Genomic DNA, 17,486 nt, shown 5'->3' on the forward strand with positions numbered 1-17,486 from the left:
TTTCCTAACACTTCCTTAGGTTTTCGGCTGGGGTGGGGGCGGTTTCGGAGTCGGCGTTAGAGCTGGACTTGCGTCTGACCGGCCTTGCGTCCGGACCGGGCTTGCGTCTGGACCGGGCTTGCGTCTGGACCGGGCTTGCGTCTGGACCGGGCTTGCGCCTGGACCGGGCTTGCGTCTGGACGGGGTGTTGTGTCTGGACCGGGCTTGCGTCTGGAAGGCTCGACGGCGGTGGTCGGCCAGCGGCCTGTCGTCACCGCCGCCCCGTGGTCGCTTTGCCGACGCTCGCTCACATCCCCGGTGTTGGGATCGATCGCTCTCTCACATCCCCCCGGTTTGGGTGCGTCGCTCCTTCACATCCCCTTGGTTTGGGTGCGTCGCTCTTTCACATCCCCTTGGTTTGGGTGCGTCGCTCTTTCACATCCCCTTGGTTTGGGTGCGTCGCTCCTTCACATCCCCCGGTGTTGGGGTGCGTCGCTCTTTCGCATCCCCCGGTGTTGGGGTGCGTCGCTCTTTCGCATCCCCTTGGTTTGGGTGCGTCGCTCTTTCGCATCCCCTTGGTTGGGGTGCGTCGCTCTCTCAGGTCCCCGCGCTGGGGATCCACAGGTTTCGATGAGTCAAAGGCGAACTACACGATAAGCGTGGACGCTTCGTTGATGCGCACGAGCTTCCACGCGGCGAGGCGGCCAACACCGGCTGCCAGAGCAATTGACGACGAGAAGAGAATCGCACCAGTCGATGAAAGTCCCCCAAAAGGGACGCACATGAGCAAGGCTCCGCCGAAAAACACGGAAACGTGAACCCACTGATTCCGGACAGGACGCAGGACCACGCCGAGAAGGGCCCCTACCGCCGCGCCGATTGCCCAGGCCGGGAGCAGGCTGTAAACGAAGAAAATAATGGCCCATCCCGGTGCTTGGATTCCCCAAAATACGCAAAAGGTGACGTGCGCTATGGCGATTCCCGTGGCCAGCCCCTTGCCGCCGAGTACTACCCGGTCCCTGGACGCGTACCGCCACCCGGCCGCGGTGTGTGGCCTCGCAAGCCCGTACTCGTCCTCGTCGGTCCATGGTTCCTGGTTCATAAGTACCTCCAAGTGAGGGGAGAGGGGATCGGCTGAGGCGCCGATCATATGAGAGACGGTTTGGCTAAAGGCTCGATTAGCAGACCGATGGTTGTCCGTTGATGTGGACGAGCTTCCAGATGCCAGGCGGTCGGTACCGGCTGCGAGCGCGATGGAGATCGGCAGTCCCCGAGGATGTGCGAGAGGGTTGGGGCTGGAGGGGTAATCATGTGCGAGAGGGTTTGGGCTGGAGGGGTGGTCATCTGCGAGAGGGTCTCGGCTGCCGATGCCCGATCTGGTTGAGGGCACCGGCCAGGGTTGGGTATTCAAACGCGAAGCCGGCGTCGAGCAACTTCCGAGGCTCCACCCAGCGGCTCTTCAGCACCAGCTCGGTCTGGGTCCGGATGAGGACGGCTCCGGCCTCGAGCAGCCAGGCGGGCGTCGGAATTCCAAAAGGTACGCCCAAACTCCTCCGGACCAGCGACATCAATTCGCGGTTGTCCACGGGGTAAGGCGTCGCCGCGTTCACAGGACCGGACAGCTCGGCGTGATCGTGAACGAACAGCACCACGCGGTACAAGTCCTCCACATGGATCCAGCTGAACTTCTGCGTGCCGGGCCCCATATGCCCACCCAGACCCAACCGCGCAAGGTTGTGGAGGGGTTCCATGACGCCCCCGGCTCCCAACACAATGGCAATTCGAAGCGGCACTTTCCTTGTACGGGGAACACCGGCCGCCGCCAACTCGTCCTCCCATGCGCGGGCCACGTCGACGGAGAACCCAGTACCCAACTCGCCCGAAGCCTCAGACTGCGGCTGGTCTTCAGCATGCCGGTAGATTGTGCCCGTACTCGAGTTGATCCATGTCCGGGGAGGTTCGGCACACGCAGCAACCGCCCGGCCCAACGCACGTGTCGTCAAAACCCGGGAGTCCAGAATCTCCCTCCGGTGCCGCTCGTCGTAACGGCAATTCACGGATCGTCCGGCGAGGTTCACCAGCAGTTCGACGCCGTTCAGCACCTTGGCGATAGCGCCGTCGTCGTCCCATTGTGCGTCAGCCGAGGCGTCCCGCCCAACCGTCCTGACATGCCAACCGTCAGCAATAAACCGCCGCGTGAAGTAGCTGCCAATGAACCCGCTAGCACCGGCGATCACCACAGTCCGCGGCATCACGAGTCTTCCTTGACGCTGCGCACGAGCCCCAGAACGTCGTCGAAGACTTTGCTGACTCCGGGGATTTTCGCCAGGGACAAGCCCCGAGCCAGAAGGGGAGCCGCGCCATCGATCAGCTTTCGCGTGCGGCGCTGCCCTTGGGAGCGGTCGTAGACCCAGAACAGTGCGACGCCCATGTACGCCAGCCACAACAATTCGGGCAGATCCCCTCGCAGCTTCTTCGCGACGGCGGGCGAGGAACCTTCGACGGCGGACCGGAAGATCGCGAGCGAGGCCTCGCGGGCGGCGGTGGAAGCCTCGCCGAACGGGTTGACGGGCGACGTCGGCCGGATCGCCGTCGCGATGAAATCGGCACCGAACTGGTGGTAGGGCGCCATGACGTCGATGCCGGTGTGCAGCACTGCTTTCAGGCGGCCCCCGAGGTCGTGAACGCCTTCCAGTGCCTGTGCTGCAACGACTGCGTGCTCATCCTGTACCTGGAGGTAGAGCTCCTGGACGAGCTCATCTTTCGAGCCGAAGTAGTAATAGGCGTTCCCCACGGACACCCCGGCCTCCTGCGCGATGGCACGCATGGTGGTCTTTTCGAAGCCGATCTCACGGAACATCTTCAGCGCGACGTCGGCTACCAGTTGGCGGGTTTGCTCACTCTTTGCTGCCATGGAGTCGCTCCTCAGGAAGTTTTTGAACGTGTTCAAGTTTGAGTATGCCACATTTCTGAACGTGTTCAAAAGGTGATGTGAGTGAGCGTTGGGGGGATGCCCGGGGGAGGTGGATGAGGGTTGGTGGGGAAGCCCGGGGGAGGTGGATGAGGGTTGGTGGGGAAGCCCGGGGGAGGTGGATGAGGGTTGGTGGGGATGCCCGGGGGATGTGAGTGAGCGTTGGGGGGGATGCCCGGGGGAGGTGAGTGAGGGTTGGTGGGGATGCCCGGGGGATGTGAGTGAGCGCTGGCTGAAGGAGTGGGAGAATGGAACCGGTGCCGGGCCGGATGCCCCACCAACCACAGTGCTAATACAGCGGGGCGCCCTTTCGGAAAGGAGCCTGCGCGAACCACTAAGAAATGGATGACCCATGCCCTCGCCCTCAGGCTCCAGTACTTTGAGCAAGCCCGCGCCGCGCTTCGCTTCGATCGGCTCCCCGTATTTCGGCATCATGCTGGCCATCATGGCCGTGGTGCTGATCCTGTCCAACATCGGCGCTTCCAAAGGGGTGGTTCTCGGACCGATCATCACCGATGGCGGGTTCTTCCTGTTCCCGATCGCGTACATCCTGGGCGATGTGATGAGCGAGGTTTATGGCTTCAAAGTTGCGCGCAAGGCCATCATTACCTCGTTCGCACTCTCGGTGTTTGCCTCCCTCTGCTACTGGATCATCATTGTGCTCCCCGGCTTCAGCGACGAGTACGGCACAAGCAAGCAGGCCGCCATCGAAGGTGCGCTTGGACCCGTACCGCAGATCGTTCTCGCCTCGCTGCTGGCCTTCCTTGCCGGACAGACCATCAACTCCTGGATCCTGGTGAGGATGAAGGCCCGCACCGGTGAAAAGAGCCTGTGGGCACGACTCATGGGCTCCTCCGTGGTGGGCGAATTGGTGGACACCCTGATCTTCTGCAGCATCGCGGCGTCGGTCATCGGCATCACGGACTTCGGCTCATTCCTGAATTACGCCCTGGCTGGTTTCGTCTACAAGACGGCCGTGGAGTTCCTGTTCGTACCCGTTACCGTGCTGGTGGTCGGCTGGATCAAGAAGCGCGAGCCGAGCTACGGGGCAGCGGCAGCCTAGGCTTGGGCTGGCCCGGCGCTGAGTTCACCGGAAGACGCCCAGGACGCGGGAGCTGTACGAGATCGCCGGAAAAGCCCGGCGACCTCGCGCGGCTCCCGCGTGTTCGCGCAGTCCGGCGTTCTCGAAAACCAGTGAGACGCAGGACTCTCGAAGGACGCCCGGCTCCTGTCACCTACGGAGGGCCTTCAGAACCCGCGCTTTGAACTCCTGCTCCTGAAAAAGGTCGCGCCATTCGACGCGGATGAAGGACCATCCGTCCTCAACAAGTGCCTTTTCCCGGCGTCGTTCCTCAAAGATCACGCGGTCCGTGCGTTCGTACCTGAAATACTTGACCTCACCGTCGAACTCAAGGGCAACCTTTTCCTTTTTCCATGCGAAGTCCATCCGGTGGCGGCCAATCCTGCTTTGCACCTCCACCTGAGCCGCGGGCATGGGCAATTTGAGGCGGGCAAGCAGTTCGCGGGTCAAAGTCTCCCCAGGGGATTCGGACAGGGGGTCAGCATTAGCCAAGCACCTCTGCAGGGTTCGGACTCCTCGGCGTCCGGACAAGGAATTCGCGTGGGCGTGCATGAGATGCTTGTCCGCTCCGAGCCGCAGTGCGTGGTCCATGATGATCAACGCTTGCCTATAGTTCAGGGTCCTGGCACAGTCCACGGTGGTTCGTTCCAGATCGGTGACCTTTAGGTACTCCACTGTGGTGATCTGCGAGGGAGTCAATCGCAGCTTGTGTCCGCGAACATCCTTGCCGAGTCGCTCGCTGGATGGGTTGGACGGAAGCGCGACGTGGATGGTTTGATCCACGTTCCAAAGAAACAGCCCGTGCAGCCTGGCCGCGGACGTGTGGCTGTAGACGTAGCCACCGTTGGACGTGGTTAACGTTCCGTGTGCATGCGCGTGGATCAGTTGCTTTCCCCGGACGTCGTCCGGCTGCTTGTCCCACGCCGCGCGACGTATATAGCACCCTTGCCGCACACGGAGGAGGTCACCTTGCCGCACCAGTGCGCCGATTGCGCGTGAACTGAGTCCCAGTTCATTGAGCTGCTGGGTGCGCCAGAGCGTTCCCAGCTGTGGGAGGGCGGTAGCTTGTTTCTGACTCATCTACCCAGCCTCGGTCACGCGCACAGCCGAAAGTAGCCCCCGCCGTCGTTATGTGGACAACGCGCGAGATCGCCGGACCTTTACCGGGGACGCCGGGCCTGTGCGGGATAGCCGGACAGGCCCGGCGATCCCGTTCACCTCCGGCGATCTCGGCGCGCCTGGACGTGCTAGGAGTAGTACCGCCCCAAGGTCTCGGCCTTGAACTCGAAGAAATCCCCGGATTCGATGGCCAAGCGGGCGTCGTCCACCATCTTCACCACGAAGCGCTCGTTGTGGATGGAGATCAGGGTTGCCGAGAGCATTTCCTTGGCCTTGAACAGGTGGTGGATGTAGGCCCGCGAATAGTTCAGGCAGGTGTAGCAGTCGCAGCCGTCCTGCAGGGGGCCGAAATCGGTCTTGTACTTGGCCCCGGACAAGTTGAACCGGCCAAACGGCGTGTAGAACGCAGAGTTCCGCGCCACCCGTGTGGGGGAGACACAGTCAAAGGTGTCGGCGCCGTTCTCGATGGCCGTGAAGATGTCATCCGGTTCGGAGATACCCAGCAGGTGGCGCGGCTTGTTTTCGGGCAGTTCCTCGTTGCACCAGCGCACAATCGTGCCAAGGTTTTCCTTCTCCAACGCCCCGCCGATCCCGTACCCGTCAAACGGCATGGCCCCCAGATCCTGGCAGGCCTTGCGCCGCAGGTCCTCGTACTGGGCGCCCTGGATCACGCCGAACAAAGCCTGGTATGGCTTGCCCGCACGGGATGACGTCAACGCAGCGTGCTCTTCCAGGCAGCGCAAGGCCCAGAGCCGCGTGCGCTCGAGGGATTCCTCCTGGTACGCCCGCGAGTTCTGCAGCGTGGTGAGCTCATCGAAGGCGAACATGATGTCCGCTCCGATCTGGTGCTGGACCTGCATGGAAATCTCGGGGGAGAAACGGTGCCTGTCCCCGTTCAGGTGGGATTTGAACCAGACGCCGTCGTCGTCGATGTGGGCGAGCCGTTCCTTGCCGGGCGCCACTGCGTCGTCGGGCCCGGAAGAATCCACGTTCTTCATGTCAATCACTTTTTTGAACCCGGAGCCAAGGCTCATGACCTGGAATCCACCGGAGTCGGTGAAGGTGGGGCCCGACCAGTTCATGAACGCACCGAGTCCGCCGGCGGCGTCGAGGATTTCAGGTCCCGGCTGCAAGTAGAGGTGGTAGGCGTTGGCAAGGACAGCCTGTGCACCGAGTTCGGCAATGGACTCCGGGAGCACGGCTTTGACGGTCGCTTTGGTCCCGACGGCAATGAAGGCGGGCGTCTTGATGGTCCCGTGCGGGGTGGTGATGGTGCCGGTGCGGCCAAGGAAAGCGCCGCCGTTGGCGTCCACTTGGGCGTCCGACGGCGAACACGTTTCCGTCAGGCGCTTGCCCACCGAGAACGAGAACTCCGATTGCCGGGCAGCCAAGCCAGGCAAGCCAGACGGTCCCGCCAAGCCAGCCAAGCCAGGCGAGCCAGGCGAGCCAGCCAAGTCAGGCAAGGCCGGGGTCGTGGAAGATGCAGAAGCAGAAGCGGAGGCAGGAACGGAAGCTGGCACGGTATCAAGTGTGCCAGCTTTACCGGGAGCAGCCTGTCGAAAAAGCCCTAAGCCCCGGAGTTCGCGGCCTTCCAGTTGTCCCACGATGACCGGATGTCAGCCAAGGTGTGCGCCCCCAAACCGTACGTGGAGGCAATCACCATGGATCCGCCGTCGGGCCTCTTTTCCGGAATCGGCAACTGCTCCGCGACGATCAAGAGTCCGTCGCCGTGCTCCGCGTAGCTGTGGACGGTGAGGCCCACCTGGTGCCGGCTCTTGAACCAAACCTTGCCGGATATCTTCTCTCCGGTGGCAAGCGTGAGCGAGTACTCCTCCCCAACGGGCGGCAAATCGCCCATGCCGAGTTTTTCAATGGCCGGCCCGCCTTTGCCTGGAACGGAGATGAAGTGGGTCCGGCGCTGCCCGTGGGGATGCCGTTCCAAGGCAAAGCGGAGCTGATGCAGGAACGTGAGCCACCCCTGGGTGATGTCTTCGTCCCACTCAGCCCATTCGGAATCGTGGTCCAGGGCGGCCCTGGTGATCTTCACTTCCGTGCCGCCGGAAACGGGGTGGAGTTCGAAGACATCCCCGCCGTTGACGGTCAGGCTGGTGTGATCCGGCCCTTCCACGACATCGGTGTTGAAGTAGATCTGTTTGATTTCGTCGGTGAGGTCATCAGCTTCCCAGCCGTGCCATTGAGCCACCAGCGACGGTTCGCGCAGCATTGTCCAAACCTGCTGCGCGTCGGCATTAATTACAACGCTCAGATTGTTCGTCATGGCCCCGAATCTACCGCCGTTCGTGTCCACAAAACAGGCCTTGATCTTCCTGGATAAACCGGGCAGGGGAAGTCAGGCGCGGACCGATTCGAGTTCGTTGCCGATCCGACGGGCCAACTCTTCCTCACCGATGGTCTTGGATCCACCGTGCGCGCGGAGGAACATGAGTGCTTCGAGCCTGAGGAACCGCCATTCACGCTCGGCTTCGTGGTTGCCGTTATCGATCGCGCGGAAGATTTCTTTGTCATAGAGATTGGGTTCGTTCAGTGAGCGCTGCCTGACCCGGGCGTTGATCCTGGCCTTGAAGGGATCTTCCTCCTGGGATTCGGGGGCCCGCAGCAGTTTCTCGTAAACGGCTGCACGATCGCTTTGGCCCGCTTCGCGGCAGATGAAACTGGACAGCGCCAGAGCACGTTCAATTGATGCCCATCGGTCCAGGTTGCCGTCGAAAGGAAGGACGTTCAGCAGATCGGCAACGGCCAGCGCATGGTCCGGGTCCCGCAGCACGATGCAGAGGTCGAACGCCAGGTTGCTGAGGTCCCGGAGGCAGCTTCCGGACTTGGTGTTGATGCCCTTCGTCAGGCGGTCAGCGAGGACCTGCACACCGTTTTTGCCCTTGTGGTTGGCGGCCGCGGCACTCACCACGGCCTCCGGAGTGCCCTCCGGTTCAGGGATCAGGGCAAGTTCTTCGGGGCTGGGTCCGGTGTACGACGGTGGCGTTTCCGGGCGTGGAGGCACGACGACGGCGGGTCCGGCCTGGGTGTCTTCGTCGCGCCCTGCGGAGGTGCTGGAGTCCGGGGTGCTTGCGTCGGCGGTGTTGGAGCCGGCGACGTCGGAGTCGGCGGTGCTCGAGTCGACGGTGCTTGCGTCGGCGGTGCTTGAGCCTGCGGTGCTTGAGCCTGCGGTGCTTGAGCCTGCGGTGCTCGAGCCTGCGGCGTCGGAGCCGTCCGGGTCCAGTGCAGGGCCAACCCCTGCTCCGTCACCCACGGGCACACTGGACCCAACAGCGATCCGCACCGTGCCGCCGTCGACCATTGTCACCAACAGCATTGCGGCAACGCCGTAGTCGTCGTCCTGCACCTCGATGCCGGCGATTTCAGCGGCTGGCCCGTCCCCTGGCGGGTAGAGAAAATCTCCGGGCCGCAGGTCCCCAGCCTGCTTCTCTCTGTACTGCTGTGTGGCTGGGCTGTGAGTCATCGGAAGTCCTTTGGTTCTCTTGGGGTCCGCCGTCCAGTCTACAAAGACCAGCCGGCGCGGGGGCCGGGACCCGCTAGAGAACGATGCCCGAGAAAGCCAACGCCTGGCGCACGAGGTTCCCGCGGCCGCCGTCGAATTCCTGCTGGACGTTCTCGCCCAACACTTCCTGCGGCGTCATCCAGGTCAGTTCCAGGGCGTCCTGGCGCGGCTCGCATTCGCCGGTTACGGGGATGATGTAGGCAAGCGAAACAGCGTGCTGGCGGTCATCGGTGAAGCCTGTCTGCGACGGGGCCGGGAAGTACTCGGCCACCGTGAAGGGAACGGGGCTGATGGGCAACTGCGGAAATGCGAGGGGGCCGAGGTCCTTTTCCATGTGGCGCAGGAGGGCGGCACGGATGGTCTCGCGGTAGAGGACGCGGCCGGAGACGAGGTAGCGGACCATGTTTCCGTCGGCGTCGCCCTGGAGAAGCGTGCCAACCTCGTTCACATAACCGAGCGGATCCAACCTGACCGGAACAGCCTCCACGTAGACCATGGGGAGTCGGCCGCGGGCTTCGAAGAGGTCTTCATCTGAAAGCCAGCCTGGATACGGGTCGGGTGTACGTACGCTCATGGTTAAGTTCTACCCCATCCCCCGCCGAACTTCCTTGGAGGCGTCGCCGTAGCTGCGGGGTTACGCTCTCGGCGGTATTGGAGGGCCGGAATGGACGCGGGCGGTTCCCTGGATGCTATGCGCGCAAGGATTCTACGCCGCCGGTGCCTGCCGGAGTGGTTCGATCACAATCGACGCCGGCGCAGCGCCACCTGAGGCATCCGGGTTGGCGACGTACAGGACGTCGTCGCTGATCCTGGCCTCGATGTTCGCTTCGCTGAGCCGGCGCAGCAGCGGTTCCAGGCCGCCGTCGTACTCAAAAGCGAGGTCGCCATGGGTGCTGGCTGCGCCGTGGATGATCCTCAGGATCCCGCCGTTCTTGGTAGTGAAGGTGGCTGATTCATCGTCCTCCGAACGGGGCCGGGCTCCGATGTTCCGCAGGTCGTTCGCTGCCAGGCCAACCAGGGGGCTGACCCAGGTGGCTACCACCGTCAGGGCGGAGTTGGCGTCGGCGGAGGTTGCCCACGTGCCATCTACTGCACGGCTGGCGGGGAAGGCGAAGAACCCGAATCCGTCCTCGGCAGAGATCTGCACCGTGGGCCCGTCCGGGGTTTCCTGGACCTCTGCCTGGGTGCCGGCTTCCTCGGTGCGGCGCGCGAACTCCTCCAGGTTCCCCACCTCCACCCCGAAGATCGTGGAGCCATCCAATGGGTGTCCGTGCTCCACGGCCCCCACCGCGAGGCGACCCGAACCGGCGTCGAACTCCCACCACCCGGCGTCGTCCACAGTCTTGACCAAACCCAGCGCTTGGAGGAGCTCGGCCCAGGGCCCGGGCCGGGACGTGTAGTGGGTGGGTCGGGATCGCAGCATGGGTCCTCCTGGAGTGGGCGGTCAGTTCCCAGCCTATGCCGCGTGGCCTTGTCAGGGGCGGGCTCTTTCACAGCAGAATGGACCCATGCCCCTTGAGCTCCCGGAACTCCTTGTCAAAGACGGCGCCGCGTGGCGTGAATGGCTTTCAGTGCACGCCGCCGAGAGCCCGGGCGTGTGGCTGATCCTGCACAAGAAGGGGGGCAGCATCACCGAATTGGATTACGACGCCGCCCTGGATGAGGCCCTGTGCTTCGGCTGGATCGATGGCCAGTCGAAAAGCCGCGACGACCAAAGCTACATGCAGCGGATGACCCCGCGGGGCCGCAAAAGCATCTGGTCGGCCCGGAACGTGGGGCACATTGCCCGGCTGGAATCCGAGGGCAAGATGACCGACGCCGGACGCGCCGCCGTCGCCGCTGCCAAGGCCGATGGCCGCTGGGAAGCTGCCTACGCCGGACCTGCCGACGCCGTTGTTCCGGAGGACCTCGCCGCAGCCATCGCCGCCGTGCCCGAAGCCCAGGCGATGTTCGACGTCCTGACCTCCCAGAACCGCTTCGCCCTGATCCACCGCACCAACGGCGTGAAGCGGGCAGAAACCCGGGCCCGCAAGATCGCAGGGTTCGTGGAGATGCTGGCCAGGCACGAAACGCCGTACCCCCAGAAGCAACGTCCGGCCTAGCCCGGGCTTGCCGGCGTGAGGGTAGCTGCTGCTTCGAACGTCATCCACGCCTGAAGCTGGGTGGAAAGTTCGACGGCGGCACCCGGCGGATACGTTTCGGCCGCCGGTCGCAGGGGGTCGGGAGAGAAAAGAACCGCCGGTTCTCCGTCGCGGTCTTTGGTGCCGCGCAATTCAGGAGCTTCGCGGCGGCCCGACCAGAAACCGGCGGCCGTTGCGTGCACCAGCCCCCGGGCAGTGTCCCGGGCCGTTGCGGGCAATCGCTGATCCCGCGCTGCAACTGCCAGATAGCGGACCAGGATGCCGGTGAACAGTCCACCGTCGCCGGTCCCGTCTCCACGGATGACGCGCGTGCCGGGAACTGTCAGCTCGCGGGACACTGCCTGCACCAGCTGGGCGGCGCGCTCCAGGTTCTCCCGGCCACCGAGTTCCAGCAAGGCACCAAGAACCGGGCCCTGGTTGTAGGTGTACACGGCGTCCTCGAGGACGGTTTCACCCCGGCGGATCCGGAGGCCATCCATGTAGACCCCACGTTGGGGGTTCAAGAGCCTGCTGTTGAGCCAGTTCACCAGCGACTGGGCCCGTTCGCTGCGGCCGGTCCGCGCAAAGTAGAGCGCCACGGGAGCTGTAGCCGGGGTGTTCTTGAAGTCCCGTGCGGTGCTCCAGAATGTTCCTCCGCCGAGGTCGTCCGTAGAGGCGGAATCGAACTGCAACGTCAGCCTCTTGCGGACGTACGCATTGCGTCGACGGCCCGGGTTCCTGGTTTCCTCGGCCAGCTTCTCCAACCGCAACGTCGAGAGCGCCAGCCAGGCCATGTCGTCGTAAAAGTGGTTCTCGAACCTCAACAGGTTCCGCAGCCGGATGGTGGTGACCAGTCGCGAAGCCAGCCGGCCCGCGCTGGGGCGGGAGGCGCCGTCGAACTTTGTTGCCGCAGCCAGCTCGCGGCGGCCGGCGTCCACCAGACAATCAACATAGTGTGCCTGCCACCAGTAATGCCAAGGACCGGCGATTTGGCGGAGGGGTTTCGTGGGGAGGGTGACCGCCCCGATGTGCGTTCCGGGGAGGAAACATAGGCGCCGGCCGAAGGTCCGCGTGACTGAACGGGCGGCTTGGTTGGCGCGCGATGCCCACTCGCCCGGGTCTGTGGAGGGCAACGGCTGGTCGGCAGGATAAGCGTCGGCTGGCATGGCCCCAGCCTATCGAGGGTGCGCTGGCTCCCAATTCCAGTTAACATGCATTAACGGATTTTGGCTCTGCATCAAGTCTGCATCAAGGAGGATGGATGGACATCAAGGGTACGGTCGCGCTGGTTACGGGTGGGGCCTCAGGGTTGGGAGCCGCCACCGCAAAGCGGTTGTTCGACGCCGGTGCGTCGGTAGTGCTGGTCGATCTGCCGCAATCGGCGGGTGAGACCTACGCGGCAGAACTGAATGCCTCCGGCGCCGATGCCCGGGCCGTTTTTGTCCCCGCCGACGTCACCAATGAACAACAAGTCCAGGCCGCCGTCGACGCTGCCGCAGCCCTTGGGCCGCTGAGGATCGTGGTCAACTGCGCCGGAATCGCCACCCCCGGCAAGGTCTTGGGACGCGACGGCGTACTGCCCCTGGAAACGTTCAACAAAGTCATCCAGATCAACCTGGTGGGGACTTTCAACGTGATCCGGCTCGCCGCCGCAGCCATGGTCGAAACCGAGCCGGTATCCACTGAACTGGGCGGGCCCGAGCGGGGCGTCATCATCAATACCGCCTCGGTTGCCGCCTTCGAAGGCCAGATCGGACAGCCTGCCTATGCTGCGTCGAAAGGTGCGGTGGCTGCGATGACCCTGCCGCTGGCACGCGAATTCGCGCGTTCGCTCATCAGGGTGGCCACCATCGCGCCAGGGATTTTTGAAACACCCATGATGGCCGGACTTCCGCAGGCTGCGCAGGACTCCCTGGGACAGCAGGTGCCGCACCCGGCGCGACTGGGCCGTGCAGCGGAATACGCCCAATTGGCCGCCCACATCGTGGAGAACGCCATGCTCAACGGTGAAACAATCCGGCTGGACGGCGCCATCCGCATGGGTCTCAAATGATGGGCGACTACAGCGGCGACACGTCTGCCGGGAGCGCTGCCGGTGCCTCTGCCGGGGGCGCCGGTGGCACTGCCGGGGGCGCCGGTGGCGTGTCTCCTTCCTCGGTGGCAGACCTGCCCACCGCCGACTTCTTCGACTTCGAGTCCTTGCTCAGCGTCCAGGAACAGCGGAAACTCAACGAACTTCGGGCTTTCCTGGCTTCTGAGATCGCACCCTATGCCGGGCAATGGTGGGAGAAGGCCGAGTTCCCGGAACACATCCTGCCCAAGATCGCAGCGCTTAGGCTCAGCGCGCCGGCACAGCGAGGCTACACCCATCTGTTCGCCGGCCTGGTCATCGCCGAAATGACCCGGGTAGATACCTCGATTGCCACGTTCTTCATGGTCCATCACGATCTTTTCGTGGAGTCGCTCTACGACTTTGGCAGCGACTCACAACAGGACCGCTACCTCGACGACGCCTCCAACCTGCGCACCACCGGCGCCTTCGCGCTCACCGAACCCAACCACGGGTCCGACGTCGCAGGTGGCATGGAGACCACGGCCCGGAGGATCCGCCAGGCAACTTCCGACGGCGGCGACTACTGGGTGCTCAACGGTGCCAAGCGCTGGATAGGCAACGGGACGTTTTGCGACTACATGCTGGTGTGGGCCAAAGACGAAGCCGACGGAGCCGTACGCGCATTCATTGTGGACGCGACCTTGCCGGGAATCACCCGGAGCCGCATCGAGAACAAAATCGCATTGCGGACCGTGCAGAACGCTGACATTCGCTTTGTTGACGTACAGGTCGCCGAGGCTGACCGCTTTGCCGGGATCAGCAGCTTCTCCGACACCAACCACCTGCTGCGCGGCTCCCGGATCATGGTTGCCTGGCAAGCGGTAGGCCAACAACTGGCCGCGTTCGACGTCGCCCGGCAGTACGCCGTCGAACGCATGCAGTTCGGAAAGCCGCTCGCCAAGTTCCAACTCATCCAACAACACTTGGTGGACATGCTGGGAAACGCGGTAGCCAGCATGGGAATGATGGTCAGGATCGCCCAGCTTCAGGAAGACATCTCCACGGACGCGCAAGGCGTTCGCCACGGCGGGGCAGACATGGCCCAAGTGGCTCTCGCCAAGGCCTACTGCAGCGCCCGGATGCGGGAGAGCGTGGCTTTGGGCCGGTCCATTCTGGGTGGGAACGGAATCGTCACCGACTACCGGATCGCCAAAATCTTTGCCGACGCCGAAGCCATCTACACCTACGAGGGCTCCTACGAGATCAACTCGCTGATTGTGGGCAGGGCAGTAACCGGGGTTTCAGCGATCACCTAGGGTCCGGGCGGCCATGGTCGGGTTCTTCACTCTTGGGGAAGTTTCTCGCCGGCTTCCACCCGTACATCAATTGAATTGCCCCGCACCGGCATGGGGCACGTCCCGTACGGAGTGAAGGCGCTGGGGTAGTTGATGCTGCGGTTGAAATCGATCACCACCGAGCCATCGGGGCGGGGCTTCGGAATGAAGACCTTTCGCCACTCGTCCGTCGTTTGGCCATTGGTCTCATCGTGGAAGGTCACGTTGAGGGCACCCAGTTTCTCTTCCTCCGCATGGAGCCGGACTTCATGGGGGACACCCGGGACCCGGAAAACCACTTCACCCACGGAGCGGTGGACCCCGTCCACCAAAGGGTTGGCAGTGCCGATGGGAACATCCCGGGGCTCGTCATACGCTTCGAAACGTCCCTGAATGACCCAATCCGGGTTGTAGTCGTAGCTGGGAACACCCTGAAACTCCGTCAGCACGGGAGAGCTGTTGTCACGGGTTCGGATGGCGTACTTGTCCGCACGCATGGCGAGTTCAACCACCACTTGCTTGCCGTCGGCGCCACCATACTGAACCCACATCAATGACTCTTCGTCCTCAAGAGCTGCGCTGATGGTCCCTTCGACAGGCTCTCCTGTGGCCACGAACGTTAAGCCGTCCGCTGCGCTCGCCGACAGAAAGGCGGTAGTTCCGTCGGTAGACCAAAGACCGGGCGCGAGTTCTACTTCGCTCGGGTCCGGTTCCAGCCACTGGAACGAAGTCAGGGTCAGCCAGCCGTGCCCGGAAGCCAGCGCCGAGTGCCGGCCTGCACGGAACCGCTCCCAACGGGCAAGCTGGGCATCGGTTGCTGTGGTGGGCGAGCTCATGGGTCTCCTCGGGCTGGTCTTGATGTCACATCGCGTGCTGCACTTCCCTCAACTATGGGCCGGGCGTGGACATTCCCTGAATTTGAGCCGGGGCCATGGCGTGGCGGGTGGACGCTGAAGTGGAACGGCGGTGGAGTGGAACGGCGGTGGAGTGGAACGGCGGTGGAGTGGAACGGCGGTGGAGTGGAACGGCCCGCGCTGGCCCCCAACTCATGCCAGCGCGGGCCGAGACTAAGAAATCGACTGATGGGCGGACAACTTGTGCCCAGCCCATCAGTCGATACAGCCCTTAGTGGGCCTTGTTAGTGCACCTTCGGCGTTAGTGCGACCTACGGCCGGACCAACGTGATCCCGCGAAGGCGAGCAAAGATCCAAGGGCCAAGAGGGCGGCCGCGATAAAGACGAATGCCGTTCCCTCCGCTCCCGTGTTTGCCAGCGGCTCCCCAGGCTCAGCCGTGGCAGGTGCCGATGGGGCTTCCGTCGGCACCACAGCGATGGGTTCGGTGGTGCTCGAGCTAGGTACGGGCGTTGCAGTACCCGTGGGGGTTGCCGTGGTGGTGCTTGGGCTCGGGGTTGGTGTGGCCGTGGTGGTGCTTGGGCTCGGGGTTGGTGTGGGCGTCGCGGTTGCCGTGGGGGCGGTGGTGCTGGGGCTCGGGGTTGGTGTGGCCGTGGGTGTGGGCGTCGGGCTGCCGTCGCCTGTACCGCTTCCGCTGCTCCGCCGGGTTTGGGCGCCCACCGGTGTTTCCTGGCCCGAGATCGTGACAATTCCGCTGTTCTCGTAGACATCCAATGCCGGATCTGTCACGCGGGTCACTACATACAGCTCCACGTGAAGACCTTCGGGAAGGCCGGTCCAGCTCGCAGTAAGCTTTTGCGGAGTGCACTCGAGGGTCGCCGGGTATTGTTCGTTGGCGTAAGGCTCGGTGATGTTCCCGTCGTCGTTCAACACGCGCCCAACGCGCGGTGTTACCTGGCTGCAGTCGATCTCCATACCGGCGGACGGGGTATCGATGACCACCACGTCATTGGTCTTCGCGGACATGGGCGGCATGTAGAAGACCGACTCAAGAACCGTCTGGGCGGGATCAACCCACCACATCGCCTTGCCTGCCTCTGTCGGGACGGAGGGGCCGCAATCCGACGTGCAGGGCTGGACAACCACTGGAACGCGCAGCACTGAGGAACCTACGGTAAAGCTCAGTTCTTCAACCCCGCCGTCGCCTGGATCAACCGAATACTGGGTACTGAAGGAACACGTTCCCCCAACATTGAGTGGCTGTTCTGCCACGAAGTCGGTCAGGGTGAACACCACCAGGCCGGAGTCGTTTGCGGTGGCGGTGGCCACCGTTTCGCCGTCGGGATTCTGCAGATCAAATGACGTGACCCCAAACCAGCGCAGTTGCGTCGGCAGCTGGAGGCTGAAGGTATCACCTGGCTGGGAATTGTCCGGCACGGACCATTCACATGTCAGATCCACTTGGTCCCATTGACTGGAAACCACTGATTCCGTCGTCAAGGTGATTTCCGCATCCGTCAGCTCTGCAGCATTGGCGGGCAAAGCGGACATGCCCAGCCCCAGGACGGCCATGACAACCGCCAGAACGGCGGCTATCAATGACGCGGTTTTTAGATGGATCTGATTTTTCATGTGCTGGATGGTCCTTAAAATCCGTGGTGAGATGCTCCGTCAATAGATGAGTGGGGGGCCTCGCCGGTTCGTGACGGCGTCACGTAAAACCGGCTTCTTTTGTTCAGCAAGCCGAGTCCTGTGCCGATGTTGCCGTGGCGGAAGCCGCCGCTGCAGCTGCCGAAGACAGTGGGTAGAACCGAAGCCTTGCAGGGCCCATGGCGCCATCCCCTAAAGCTTCCAGGGCGGCCTTGCACTCCACCAACCTGCAAAGGTTGCTTTCGCTGAAGGGAAAGAGCACATGCACGGCCGAGTTTTGGTACATGGCCATCGCTCCAGTGCCGTGCAGTTGGCCTTTGACGGCTTCTCCCAAGCGGGCCAGCAGAGTCCAGCAGTGGGTCCGGCTGTCACGTGGCCCGGCAAGGGAGATGATGGCCAAGGCATGGGCGCCCCTGCAGTCCGGTCCTGTCCCCATGGACGACACTTCGTGGATGCGTCGCTGAAAATGCGCCTGGGTGGCCAGCCCTGTGTACACATCCGTGCACGAGATCGACGGCGCCATTTCTGCAACTTCTGCCCAGCCTTCCGCCAGTGATTGCAGGGCATCGATGTCCAATGCTCTTTCCGCAGCGGAGAACAATGCCCGGAAATCGGTCATCGTTTCGCTGATGCTCACGCCATTCCTTGCGCGGGCTGCGCCGAGCGACTTGGCAGCAGGGGCCGGAACAGTTGCGCTGGATGCGAGCGAAGTGACGACGCTCCGGACCTCGGGCAGGAACCAGTCGGCGCGGAACCGCCAACCTGTTTGGTAACTGGTGGTCTGCCATCTACGCAGCAAAAGGTGCCGCGAGA

17 protein-coding genes are annotated in these 17,486 nt (G+C 63.4%); 4 read left to right on the forward strand and 13 right to left on the reverse strand.

Translation table 11 applies throughout. The annotated features are described in order from the left end of the window. Positions 1 to 625 precede the first annotated feature (625 nt). The 3 genes from LDN85_RS03810 to LDN85_RS03820 all read right to left on the reverse strand — a co-directional run bounded on the left by LDN85_RS03810 (position 626) and on the right by LDN85_RS03820 (position 2,893). A complete protein-coding gene (locus tag LDN85_RS03810; protein ID WP_026541880.1) occupies positions 626 to 1,081 on the reverse strand; it encodes a hypothetical protein in 456 nt (151 codons plus the stop codon). Between the two features lie 238 nt (positions 1,082 to 1,319). Continuing rightward, on the reverse strand, positions 1,320 to 2,234 hold the full coding sequence (locus LDN85_RS03815; protein WP_026541881.1) for a TIGR01777 family oxidoreductase: 915 nt from the start codon (positions 2,232 to 2,234) through the stop codon (positions 1,320 to 1,322). Further along, a complete protein-coding gene (locus LDN85_RS03820) occupies positions 2,231 to 2,893 on the reverse strand; it encodes a TetR family transcriptional regulator (protein WP_026541882.1) in 663 nt (220 codons plus the stop codon). Before LDN85_RS03820 ends, LDN85_RS03815 begins: the two co-directional genes overlap by 4 nt. 409 nt (positions 2,894 to 3,302) lie before the next feature. Between LDN85_RS03820 and LDN85_RS03825 the strand changes: the two genes are divergently transcribed. After that, positions 3,303 to 4,013, forward strand: coding sequence for a queuosine precursor transporter (locus LDN85_RS03825; RefSeq protein WP_026541883.1), 711 nt, complete (start codon positions 3,303 to 3,305; stop codon positions 4,011 to 4,013). 168 nt (positions 4,014 to 4,181) lie between these two features. Here the strand turns inward: LDN85_RS03825 and LDN85_RS03830 are convergent, their stop codons facing one another. The 6 genes from LDN85_RS03830 to LDN85_RS03855 form a co-directional block, all read right to left on the reverse strand. Continuing rightward, positions 4,182 to 5,111 (reverse strand): type IV toxin-antitoxin system AbiEi family antitoxin domain-containing protein, encoded by a 930-nt coding sequence (locus LDN85_RS03830; protein WP_026541884.1) that lies wholly within the window; start codon positions 5,109 to 5,111, stop codon positions 4,182 to 4,184. Between the two features lie 167 nt (positions 5,112 to 5,278). Further along, positions 5,279 to 6,550, reverse strand: a complete 1,272-nt coding sequence (tgt, locus tag LDN85_RS03835) for a tRNA guanosine(34) transglycosylase Tgt (protein WP_202900180.1) — start codon at positions 6,548 to 6,550, stop codon at positions 5,279 to 5,281. A 167-nt stretch (positions 6,551 to 6,717) separates the two neighbouring features. After that, positions 6,718 to 7,428 carry an SRPBCC domain-containing protein gene (locus LDN85_RS03840; protein ID WP_026541886.1) on the reverse strand — a complete coding sequence of 237 codons (711 nt, stop codon included), beginning with the start codon at positions 7,426 to 7,428 and terminating at the stop codon, positions 6,718 to 6,720. Positions 7,429 to 7,500: 72 nt separating this feature from the next. Next, positions 7,501 to 8,625: a DUF6707 family protein gene (locus LDN85_RS03845; RefSeq protein ID WP_026541887.1), complete on the reverse strand. Its 1,125-nt coding sequence runs from the start codon at positions 8,623 to 8,625 to the stop codon at positions 7,501 to 7,503. Between the two features lie 73 nt (positions 8,626 to 8,698). Beyond that, entirely contained in the window at positions 8,699 to 9,238 is a 540-nt protein-coding gene (locus LDN85_RS03850; RefSeq protein WP_026541888.1) for an NUDIX hydrolase family protein, read from the reverse strand. A gap of 132 nt (positions 9,239 to 9,370) precedes the next feature. After that, positions 9,371 to 10,087 carry a hypothetical protein gene (locus tag LDN85_RS03855; protein WP_223944638.1) on the reverse strand — a complete coding sequence of 239 codons (717 nt, stop codon included), beginning with the start codon at positions 10,085 to 10,087 and terminating at the stop codon, positions 9,371 to 9,373. Between the two features lie 85 nt (positions 10,088 to 10,172). Here LDN85_RS03855 and LDN85_RS03860 point away from each other — a divergent pair, with 85 nt between their 5' ends. After that, positions 10,173 to 10,766 (forward strand): YdeI/OmpD-associated family protein, encoded by a 594-nt coding sequence (locus tag LDN85_RS03860; protein WP_223944639.1) that lies wholly within the window; start codon positions 10,173 to 10,175, stop codon positions 10,764 to 10,766. Here the strand turns inward: LDN85_RS03860 and LDN85_RS03865 are convergent. Next, positions 10,763 to 11,950, reverse strand: a complete 1,188-nt coding sequence (locus LDN85_RS03865; protein ID WP_223944640.1) for a glycoside hydrolase family 76 protein — start codon at positions 11,948 to 11,950, stop codon at positions 10,763 to 10,765. The two genes, LDN85_RS03860 and LDN85_RS03865, sit on opposite strands and share 4 nt — an antisense overlap. Positions 11,951 to 12,045: 95 nt before the next feature. Here LDN85_RS03865 and LDN85_RS03870 point away from each other — a divergent pair, with 95 nt between their 5' ends. Beyond that, on the forward strand, positions 12,046 to 12,837 hold the full coding sequence (locus LDN85_RS03870) for an SDR family NAD(P)-dependent oxidoreductase (RefSeq protein WP_223944641.1): 792 nt from the start codon (positions 12,046 to 12,048) through the stop codon (positions 12,835 to 12,837). Further along, positions 12,834 to 14,153, forward strand: coding sequence for an acyl-CoA dehydrogenase family protein (locus LDN85_RS03875; RefSeq protein WP_223944642.1), 1,320 nt, complete (start codon positions 12,834 to 12,836; stop codon positions 14,151 to 14,153). Before LDN85_RS03870 ends, LDN85_RS03875 begins: the two co-directional genes overlap by 4 nt. A gap of 26 nt (positions 14,154 to 14,179) precedes the next feature. On the opposite strand, the gene LDN85_RS03880 is transcribed toward LDN85_RS03875, so the two are convergent. The 3 genes from LDN85_RS03880 to LDN85_RS03890 form a co-directional block, all read right to left on the reverse strand. Beyond that, complete coding sequence (locus LDN85_RS03880) at positions 14,180 to 15,007, reverse strand: DUF1684 domain-containing protein (protein ID WP_223944643.1); 828 nt, start codon at positions 15,005 to 15,007, stop codon at positions 14,180 to 14,182. A gap of 319 nt (positions 15,008 to 15,326) precedes the next feature. Then, entirely contained in the window at positions 15,327 to 16,655 is a 1,329-nt protein-coding gene (locus LDN85_RS03885) for an Ig-like domain-containing protein (RefSeq protein ID WP_223944644.1), read from the reverse strand. 103 nt (positions 16,656 to 16,758) lie between these two features. Then, on the reverse strand, positions 16,759 to 17,310 hold the full coding sequence (locus LDN85_RS03890) for a hypothetical protein (protein ID WP_223944645.1): 552 nt from the start codon (positions 17,308 to 17,310) through the stop codon (positions 16,759 to 16,761). Between the last annotated feature and the right edge of the window lie 176 nt (positions 17,311 to 17,486).

The organism is Arthrobacter sp. StoSoilB20 (assembly GCF_019977295.1).
Lineage (GTDB): Bacteria > Actinomycetota > Actinomycetes > Actinomycetales > Micrococcaceae > Arthrobacter > Arthrobacter nicotinovorans_A.